The sequence below is a fragment of the Flavobacterium bizetiae genome (assembly GCF_902804475.1).
Lineage (GTDB): Bacteria > Bacteroidota > Bacteroidia > Flavobacteriales > Flavobacteriaceae > Flavobacterium > Flavobacterium bizetiae.
In genome coordinates this window covers 1-11,473 of sequence record NZ_CADCSU010000067.1, presented here as the reverse complement: position 1 = coordinate 11,473, position 11,473 = coordinate 1, and the positions used below count along the sequence as shown (strand labels likewise).

3 protein-coding genes and 1 pseudogene are annotated in these 11,473 nt (G+C 33.9%); 1 reads left to right on the top strand and 3 read right to left on the bottom strand.

What is annotated here, in order from left to right; genetic code table 11:
- From FLACOL7796_RS07495 to FLACOL7796_RS07485, 3 genes are all read right to left on the bottom strand, one after another.
- On the bottom strand, positions 1-2,052 hold a 2,052-nt coding region (locus FLACOL7796_RS07495; protein WP_232067318.1), incomplete at its 3' end, for a DUF11 domain-containing protein.
- Between the two features lie 181 nt (positions 2,053-2,233).
- Positions 2,234-6,907, bottom strand: coding sequence for a T9SS sorting signal type C domain-containing protein (locus tag FLACOL7796_RS07490; RefSeq protein WP_173970193.1), 4,674 nt, complete (start codon positions 6,905-6,907; stop codon positions 2,234-2,236).
- A gap of 360 nt (positions 6,908-7,267) precedes the next feature.
- Positions 7,268-7,741: a regulatory protein RecX gene (locus tag FLACOL7796_RS07485; RefSeq protein WP_173970192.1), complete on the bottom strand. Its 474-nt coding sequence runs from the start codon at positions 7,739-7,741 to the stop codon at positions 7,268-7,270.
- Positions 7,742-8,038: 297 nt separating this feature from the next.
- Here FLACOL7796_RS07485 and FLACOL7796_RS07480 point away from each other — a divergent pair.
- A pseudogene (locus FLACOL7796_RS07480) lies at positions 8,039-11,473 on the top strand (hypothetical protein); the annotation flags it as partial.

The window sequence follows — 11,473 nt, the reverse complement described above, 5'->3', positions numbered from 1 at the left end:
CTCTACCGGCGTTACATTGACATTACCATTATTCGGCACTCCAACAAAGGAAGCCGGATGAACTGAACCTACAGTAAGTGAATTGGATTCCGGTGCACGAACGATGTAACCAACTCCTGGTATCATTGCATCTGCACCATTCATGTGTGATACCCATCCTGAAAAAGGATCATAACTTTGGTACATATCTGCTGGTGTATCTGGTGATAAATCATGAAGGAAAAAATTCTTAACTGGTGAGGACCAATAGGTAAAATCATATCTGCGTACTGCAACAGTATTGCGCTTATAGGTTATGTTTCCGATATTGTTATTTACAATTGTATTTGGTGCCTGTATTAAGCTGGCATTGTTGTTAAAAATCAAAGATCCTGTTCCTAAAACAGTAAGTGCATTGGTTACATTTAAAGTAACTCCCGAAGATACTGTCATGGTAACTCCTGAATTAATCGTACAAGAACAAGCATTCATATCGGCAGTTATTGGAAAGGCACTTGCAAATGTTACATTTTTTGTAGCATCGGGAAGACCGTTTGACCATGTACCGTTATAAGTGGTTGAGGATTGGTCTTTTATAATAACATCATTTGTTAATGGTGAATTACATCCCGAAATAGTTTTGACACTAAAATTATAGGTTCCCACGGCAAGATTTTCGATCGTAAAAGTTGGCCCACTTCCAGTTTTACTGGCCGGTGCTGTTCCACTTTGTGTTATTGTCCAGTTTTCGTTTTCAGGCAAATTAGTTAAAATTACTTTTCCCAGTGAATTACAAGAAAAGTGCATAACGTTTCCAATTGTTGGGGGAGCTAATAAAATTGTTGTTGTAGAAACATCGTTGTCATACGCCGTGCCTGAAATGTCTTCAACGATGTTAAAAGAAGGATCAGTTCCTGTAACTTTTGCCGAATTGACAATTTTTCCAGCTGCAACATCTGCTGCAGTAATCTTATATGTTGCTGTTATTTTAGCTGTTTCTTTAGGAGCCAGTGTAGCAATATGATTTCCTGATATTGATATTGTTGGTAATGGATCTGTTATATAAATATCAGTTATGGGTACATCTCCACTATTTTTAATATCAAAACTATAAGTTACTATATCTCCCACTTTACCGCAAGAAGACATTGACGCAGTTTTGATCAGGCTTAATTCAGCAAATTTTAATGAATTCGTATTAAAAGCAATAAAGGCACAATCTGAACTCCCCGAAAAACTAACGACAAATCGATCAACTTGTGAAGCGTTGGCATTTGTTATACCAAAAGAGCTGGTTTCAAGTCCTAGCATTCTTATATCTCTAGTTGAAGCCGGTGTAAAACTATTAGTCCCTCCATCTGCTTTAAATAAATCTAAACTGTAAGTGCCAATAGCAGGAACTGAAGTAAAAGCTACTGATATTTCGTTTCCTACAGTTTTCCCAGCTGCATCTACAAATTTAAAAATATCCGATTGATTAATATTACCCGGCTCCGCTACCTGAGTAACAATTAAATCCGGGATTTTGTCGTTAATACCTGAAAGATTTAGATTATTGGTACCAATTTTAAATTCGGCAAAACCTTGGGCTATGTTTGCGACACCAGTACCCAAACTTAAACCATTACTACCATCTGTAAGTCTCGAAGCAAGTTCTGCTCCTGTTGCAGCAGTTCCTGCTAATTTTGGATCTAAAATTGCAGCATTAGATTGCCCGTCTATCATTGAACCTTGTAGTATATAAGTATCTTTACTTAAACCGAGACTTTGTATTTTTAAAGCTCTAAATTTTTGAGGATTATAATACAATCCTTTTGTATTAAGAATATTATCACTGACCCCTGTAGAATAAGTAACAGAATTCCATTTAAAGGCTAATAAATTATTAGTATCATCAGGACGGTTTCCTGCAAGCGTGGCAGCATTTGATTTCCAATATCCTTTCCAGTCAGTATGAATTTCGGTAATTGTATTTGTAGTCTGACTAAACATTTGCACAGAAATCAGAAAAAAAAGAAATCCTAAATTTTTTATGAATAAAGAACGAGTAGGTAAAAGTATTTTTGGGGACATGAAATTTGGTTTGATTTGGTTTTGGGCTAGTTATTTGATACTATTTTTCTTAACAGGGGATTAGTCTGTTAGTATCTTATTTTTAATTTATTTATATCATTTAAAAATATTTCGATTTATTGTTATTCGAAAAAAATCCGACAGCAACTGTTGTCGGATTTTTATATTTTTTATGTTTATCTTAATTGAGTATTATTTTTTTAGAAACTGTAAAATCATTTTCTAAAGTTATTTTGACCAATAAGACTTGATTACCTGATTGTAGGTTTTGAATCTGAAGTTCTGTATTTCCAACTTTCTTTTTACTGTATAACATCTTTCCTAGAATGTCAAAAACAGTTACTTCTTTAATATTTTCTTTTGATGATACAATGTTTATAACTTTATTTTTTACTGAAAGTAAAATCCCGTTTTCAAGATTTTCGAAATCACCTGTGCCTAATGTTTTATCTGTTTTGTAACGTAGTACGAAACGATCTGTAAAAGTTCCTATTTCGGTAGTAAAAGTATAATCACTTGTGCGTAAATCATGAATTACTTTGGTATTCTTATCTTCTACAAATACTGGTTGGTCTTTTAATAAACCTTCAGCGCGGTCTATTGAAATTGTAAAGTAACCCGCGATAGTTGATTTGTATCCTAGCGGAACCTGATCAATTATATCAAATGGTAAAGCACGACCTTGAATAGCAAGTTTTTTATTATCATTTATACTATAAAAATCTACATAAGCATTTCCGTTAAAGGTTTGGGCATCGTAATTATTCTCAAAATTATTCGTTGCTTCGTCTATGTAACCTACTAAAACTTGTTTGAAGGCACCTTGTGAATTAGTAAAATTTAACCATAAACGCCCCTCTTCAGTATTTGAACTTTTAGTTTTAAAAAACTGAGTATTGTTTGCTACTTTCCTCATTTCATTGGTAAACTTTAACGGTGTATTTGTTAACGCTTTTACAAAGAAACCTTGTCCTGATGCAATTTTTCCGGTTGGCGCATTATCAGCCGAACTTTTATCACTTGGTGCTTCTGTACTTGTTGCAGTATATCCTGTAGCAACACTTCCTGTTAAATTAAATACCGCATAATCATTACTTGTATAATAATATATGTTAGGTTTATTTGGATCTGTATTTGCGGGAGCCGAATTATGAGTCCAAAAATATAGTGATCCTGTAATTGTACCATTATTTTGCTTGATAAACTCAGCCGCATCAAGAGGAGAAGCATATGGATTACCAATTAAATTAAATTTATTCTCTACCGGAGTGAAATTCACATCTCCATTATTCGGAACTCCAACAAATGAAGCAGGATAAACTGCTCCTACTGTTGCTGAACTTGTTTCAGGAGCTCTAACAATATAACCAACTCCAGGTATCATTGAAGCTGCGCCATTCATATGCGAAACCCAGCCGGTAAATGGATTATAACTCTGGTACATATCAGGAGCGGTATCAGGAGATAACTTTTTTAAAGTAAACCCAGATGCCAAAGTAATTGGCGACGACCAATAAGTAAAATCATAATAACGCATTGCCTGAGTTAATCTTTGCAATTCGAATGAATCATTAGCCCCTGTGTAAATTGCATTTTTATTAGTTTGTACTAATGAACCTCCGTTTTCAATCAAAAGTTTTCCGGCTGCTCCTACGGTAATATTTTCTTTTACAGTTAATACTTTGTCTAAAGGAACTGTAAGCGTTTTTCCAGGATCGATTGTACAAGAACAAACTTCGATATTTGAATTTAAAGATGCATTTGTTTTAACAATAATAGAAGTATTAACTGGTACAGTACCGGATCCGTTATAAGTTACGGGAACATCTATGAAGCTAACTGCCATTTTTGCATCACCAGCATCTTCTCGAAGACGTATTTCAACTTTTGAGGCTGAATTTAATGCATAAACAGCACCGCTGTTGATAAGTACAGGATTGTTTATATTTCCACCGGCAGTATAAACAACTGCTGGTTTTTCATCTATAAAAATTTGCATATCATCATCACAATTTATCACCTGGATATTGTAACTTCCACAAGGAAACCCCTGTCTTTTATATGATATTGTAAAGTTATCAATTGGCATTGGAGCACCTTCCCAGGTAGTTGCAGAAGATGGAGATTTTTCTTTAGGCCAGTAATTTGTAGTATTTATATCTAATTTTGTATCTAAATAAGTACCTGCGTAAGTTGCTGCTGGTAAGTTAAAATTTGGTGTATTATAACCATATACATTCCAGACATTTATGCCGAATACTGAAGGATCTCCTTTTATCAATCCATAAGAAAAAGAAATTCTTGATGATCCAACATTTTCATAATATTCTAAAATAAAACTATGTACACCTGCACTTAATTTTACCTGAATTGAGCTTGTTACATAACTGTGATCTCCCCAATTAGTAGCTGAATTTATCAATTGTCCATCAATATATAATCGATATCCATCATCTCCGCCAACTGTTATATTGTAAGTTCCTTCTACGGTTGTGGTTTTCATTAAATAACGAACCATGAAATTATCGGATGGTGGAGCTCCGCAAATAGTTCTTGAAGCTCCGTTTACTTGTCCTGCCCCAACATTTCTATCAAATATTGTATTTTCAGTCACATACCCAATATAAGTTGTAGGAGCTGGTGTTCCAGTCCATTTATAGACATATCCTATCCAGGAATTGTCGCCATAAGTAATCTTATCGCCTTGTTCGCAATAAAAGATTTCATCGGCTCCCATGTCTGGTGGTGTAGCTCTTGGATCTCCGTCGATATCAGTTGTAATAGTTGAAATGGCAATACCTTTTGCGTGTATACCTGCATTGGTGTTGTTTTGAACCAAGTGAAAATCAGTTGGAACATTTACAGATATAAAATTAGGCTGGTTATTTAGTGAATTTGTTTCTTTTGTAGTTTTTAAAGCATCTTTCCAAAGGTCAATTGTCGCATATTCATTACCTGAAATTTTACCAATTTTAACCGCCGAATTTGTTCCGTAATAATTGTTATAATCAAATTCAGTAATTGCTGAATGGGCTACCGCAGAGTTTATCAAAAACTGTGTTGCTTTAGTTTGAGAATTATAAAAGATATTGTTTTTAATCCCAAGATTTGTTCCAGCATTAATATACAAACAAGATGAACCACTAACATTGGTACTGTTATTCATTGCAATAGTATTGAAATAAATCTTGTTTGCATCTCCCGAGTTAAGATAAATCCCGTGAACAGGACTAGTATTATCACTATTGGTGAAATAAATGTTACTGATAATATTATTGTAAATTGTATTATTTCCTCCATTTATATAAAATCCGCTACTACTAGTTCCGGCTGAAGCTGATACATTAGTAACTGTATTATTATAAATATTAGTACCAGTTCCGTTTAAATAGATTCCTCTACTTTGAGGGGCTCCATCGCCAAGAGTATTCACTACATTGCTGATCGAATTATTAAAAATATTTCCATTAACTGAACCTTCAGAATAAATACCTGCATGTTGTGTTTGATTTGTAGTACGGTAAATACCATCTATTTTATTTCCTGAAACTACGTAATCTTTAAGATTTAATAAATTAATACCAACGTATGGTTTTTCTGCATTAGTTGTGCTTCCGATGGTGTTATTCTGAATTTTCCAATCTAATGACAGTAAACTAGAATTACTACTTCCGTTTACACTAATGGCCTGACCAACTTTATTAAAAGTTACATTGTTTACTATATTACCTGAGTTAGCAGCAACAGCTGTGCTGGAAACATCATCTGTATTTCCTGCAAAAACACCAACCGAGTAGTCATTATTTCCTTTAAAATATTGTTGCAAAGTAAGATTTCTGACCTCATTATTATTTGCTCCATTAGATGCACCTTGACTTGCAATCCAAATTACAGATCTATTGTTGTTTGAAGTATTGTTGTTCGAAATAGTTAGATTGTTTGAGGTTGTAGAATTATTACTTCCGTCAAAAATAACATTGTCAGCTCCATCAAGTTTAAAAATTGCCTGAGGAAAACCAGTACTAGATTCAATAGTTACTGTTCTTCCAGTATTTGGTCTAAAAGTAACTTTGTAAGTATCTCCTCCGGTATAAGTATTAATTTTTATAGGAAAAATTTCACCTGTGGTATTATTGTAAAGAGTGTTATCAAGTGAAAAGTTTACAGCTCCAGCTACACCAACATTATTTAAGGCATTAGCCGCTGCAGTTATTGTTGCAAAATCTGCATCAGAAGCACTACCAACTTTATAAGGTCCTTTAAGAGGCCCCATTGTATTTCCTGTAAATTTTAATGTATTTGCTAAAATTCTCCATCCAACATCATTATTCCAGCTATTACCTCCTCTTGCATAAAAACGTACAATTAGTCGTTGATTAGCGTTTAAAGATTGATTTACCTTAATCGTTTTATTGGGATTTCCAGCAATGGTCTGATCGCCCTGTAATAAAAATGAATTATTATAAAAATCAAATGTATTAGGTACAGAACCATTCTCGGATATGTAATATCTTATAGAATAGTTTGTAGGTCCATTTCCACCATTAGAAATCGTAGCTTGCTGAAATATTAAATTAGAAACCATTATTACATTTCCTGCTTTAGGAGCGATAGAAATGTCAAAATATTTGTAATGTTGAAAATTAGCATCAACCCAACCCTGAGCTAATAATCCTGATGCATTGTAAGACAATGGAGTATCAGACGCTTGTGATGGTCCTGCTAGTGTTCCTGCCAGCACATAACTTTGAGATGTCGCTCCTCCGTTTGAGGTTAATGACCAAGAAGCTAAATCAACAACCTGAGCAAAACTTAAAACCGGTAACAATAAAAATAAAAGTAGAGTTTTTTTCATATAAATGTTTTCTATACAATTTGTTATGTTGGCATAGGATAAATTTTGCCCGAACAAATATAGATACATCTACGTGTTGGAAAAGTAGAGGGTTTTTAGAAAGCCTATTTAATCGATGAAATGTTAAAATAATCGACAAACTACATTATAAAAATTAACATTTTATGTTATTTCTTATAAATCAAGCTTTTGAAATATAAGAAAAATAGTAAAATTTTAGTAAAAATTGATATCTTTTTAAACGTATAGTTGTAAAAAACGTCGTTTGATCTCATAATTCGCAAAAAAGTTATATTTTATAACTTATTAGATTGTAAGAAAATAGCGATGTTTTAAGTGTCTTAAATTCTCAGTTTAATTTTATAAATCTTTCTCTAATTGTGTTACTTTTTCATAAACCAAATTACTTTCGTAACCTCTTCTTAACATATAATCACAGAACTTTTTTCTTTTTTTAAGTACATTTTTTTCCTGCGTGGACCTCCAGCATCTTTCTGATAATTCTTCGAAAGTAATTTCATATTCTTCAGGGGAAATTTCCTTTAACGCAAGCGTAATATTGACTGAAGAAATATGTCTTGCTTTTAGTTCATTTATAATTCTAATTTTTCCCCAACTTTTAATTCGGTGTTTGCCTCTGGCGAAACTACAGGCAAATCGGCTTTCATTTAGAAAATTATTTTCAATTAGCTGAACGACAATAAAATCGATTTCATCGAGAGACATTTTAAGGCTGTATAATTTCGAAACTACTTCGGCGTGACAACGTTCCTGATAAGCACAAAAATGTTCTAATTTTAATATTGCTTCTTTTACTGTGAAAATATTATTCATGAGTTTTTTCTTTCTTTTTAACGGTTATTGCTAAAAATAATCAATTAGTTGTTAAAATTACGTAGCTTTTTTCTGTTTTTCTCAAAAAGTCTATGGCTAAAATGTTGTATATGTGTAGAATTATGATATTTTTGCTGTTAAAATTTAACATTTTTTTATCTCTTAACATACAACACGTTAGAATAAATTATAACTGTTAAAACTAATAAATGCAAATATCGATTCTTTAAACAGAGATGCTTTTTCATTTTATAGAATTAAAAAAAACAAATTTAAAATATAAATACCACTAGTTATATGATGAAAAAATTACTTTTCTCAAATTTTTTATTTTTTATAGATTTTTTTAAAAACGAACGAAGTGTAACTTCAAAATGGTTTTGTCTTGCCTTATTGTTGCTGACAAATTTTGCATTTGGACAAATTGCCCAACGAGGGGGGAGCACAACAGCAACAACAGCAACAACTTCTTTGAAAATCAGCAAACCAGCTGGAGTTGTTGAAGGTGATGTTATGATTGTAAATATTGCAGAAGAAATTTCAGGACAGGGATACATTCCCGGTTTATCAGGATGGAATCCTATTAGTGCTGTTTATTTAGGAACTAGCTCTCGTGTTGGAGCTGTACTGTATAAAGTTGCACTAGCATCTGAGCCAGATAATTACACTTTTGAACTTACTAATGTAATTGGTGCTGTAGGTTCAATCGTAGCTTTTTCTGGAGTTGATGTATCGGGAGCATCACCATTTGATGTTAATTCACCACAAATATATGCTCCAAATAATAACACGAGAGATGTAATTGCAACAAGTCTCAATACAGTCACTAATAATGCAGCTGTTATTATGTTTGGTCAAGCTGCAGAATCTTCTCCTACATGGGATAATATTTGGTCCACTAATTCGCCAGGGGGATTAGTCGAATTGTATGACAATCAAAAAAGTGATTCTGGAGGTAGAGCTACGGTAGGAGCAGCTTGGGCAATTAAATCTACAGCAGGTAGTACAGGAAATGGTACTGTAACACTTTCTACTGCACAGAAAAGTGGTGGAATCTTAGTAGCACTAAAACCCAAGCCTTATTATAAAAGCCAAATAATATCTGCTAATACAGGCTCTAGTACATGGTGTGCTGGTGAGACAAGAACAGTAAGTGTAGTCATAAAAAATATTGGATCTGCTCCGTGGGCAGATGGTGGTGGTAAAGATTTTAACATTGGTATTAAATGGAATAGAGAAACTAGCACAATTTGGAATGATTATCATGTGAGAGTGGATGCTCAAAATTTAGCTCCAGGAGAAACTAAAACATTTTATTTTAATATTACTGCTTCAAAAAGAACAGTTACTGCTTATGGAGCAAAGCTTGATGCAGGCTCAAATAATATAAGTTTTGATGTTGTTTATGAAGGGGTAACATGGTTTAAAGATAATAATGGTGGTGTAGGACCGGGAAATATTGCTTTTGTTAGTCCAACTCAAACTATAGTAGCGTCACCTGATAATAAAACGATTTCTGCTGTAAATTCAACAATTTGCACAGGAACCGGTACTAATATTAATGTCGCTGCATCATTAAATACAACAAGATATCAATTAAGAGATGCCTCTAATAATCTTATCGGTGCATCAATGCTAGGTAATGGAGGTGTTCTGCAATTACCTACAGGAAATCTATCTGCAACTACAACTTTTAATGTTTTAGCAACTTTAACATCAAACTCGTGTCCGATACAAATGACAGACACTCCTACCGTAACAGTTAATTCTTTAAGTGGTGCACCTGTAGACAACTATACTTTTTGTATTGACAATAGTAATACTATTACAACAGCAAATGTTAATTCAGGGCAATACGCATTACTAAATGTGGTGAAGGGCTATAAATTTACATTTAAAGTTGGTGATGTATTCTCTGGATTTAATGAATTTTTGTCTGTTTATAACGCCTCTAATGATGCCCTTATTATTAGTAATAGTGGTACTAACGGCACATCAATTACAGATTGGATACCCACTTTTTCGGGACAAGTAAAAATACTCTTAACGGCAGGAGCAAATTGTGCAAATGCTGGCACAACAGGAGGTGTTTTAACACTTGATTTAACTGGAGGAGGCAATACATTAGAATCACAAAACGAATATGGTCTAAATACATGGATAGGTCATATTTATAATGCCGGTGGTATATCGCCAGATCTATTGTCTTCTAATTATGCAGGATATTATAATGTTGGATCCGAAACTATAAGTGAGGGATTTGGAGGAAATGAAAATTGTTTTGCAGTTTATTCAGGTGGAGTGAAAAGAGCCAGCATTTTTACAGAAGGATTTGCTGTAAGATATAAAATGAAGACTAATAAATCAGGTTGTTATATAATTCGTCTAACAGGTGATGATGGGATCCGTTTGTTCATGAATAACACAAAAATCTTTGACAGATGGGGGGAGCAAGGTTCAACGACCTATAATGATGTTCTTGTTTATTTAGATGGAGATGATGATTTTGTATTTGATTACTACGAAAATGCAGGTGAAAATGTTGTTGGTTTTACAATGATAGCATTTGATGCAAACTCAAATAATATTACAGCTCCTTCGATAGTTAATTTTTGTTCAAATGAAGATCCGGGTATCATAGAAGGATCATTACAATATACTTTAGCAGATGTCAATTTACAAAATCCTCAGCTTAATTTTCAATGGCAGCTTTCTACAGATGGTGTGAATTATAATAATATTCCGGGTGCTACAACTAGAACTTATGATCCGCCAGCAATACAAAATACAACTACAGTTAATATCATAAGTCGTTTTAAAAGATTAGTTTCATTTACTACCGCTATGCCAAATGTGAATAATGTTAAAACAAGTTGTGGATACAATGAAAGCAATATAGTAACTATAACAACTAAGCCCTTGCCATTGACTCCAACAGTGGGAACAATTGTAAATGTTGGGTGTAATAATTTAGGCACCGTAGATTTAAGTGGTTTGCCTTCGGGGGCTTGGACAATAACGCAAAGTAGCACAGCCGGAACTTTTAGTATTCCTGGATCAGGAGCAACTTATAAAGTTTCTAATCTATCAGTTGGAACATACAAATTTACAGTAACTAATGCCTCTTGTACATCTGCATTAACAAATGATGTTATTATAAACGATTTTTCTTCTACCACTTACAACGGCATGTGGTCTAACGGTCTTCCTGATGCCACCAAAAATGTAACATTTGCAAGTGCATTCCCAATAACAGCAGATCTGAATGCTTGTTCCTGTACCATCAATTCAGGTGTTAGTATGACAGTACCATCGGGAGTAACTTTAAATGTTACCAATGCACTTACTGTTTTAGGCACGGGATCTCTTATTTTTAACAACAATGCCAGTTTAGTACAGGGTCCCAACACAATTGTAAGCAACAACAGTGGAAAGATAACCTATAAACGTAATACTGTTGCGCTACGACGATATGATTTTACCTATTGGTCATCTCCTGTTAGTGGTTTTACCCTTCATGATCTATCTCCAGGTACAGCAGCAGATATGTACCAAAGTTATGATCCTTTTATCGGATGGGTATCGCACATGAATGGCATTGATACGATGACACCGGGAGTTGGTTATATTGTTCGTGCACCAGAATCGAATTCACTTACCGTTGGTTCAGTTCATCCGGCTTCCTTTGTTGGAGTACCAAATGATGGTACTATTACTGTAACGCCAATACCC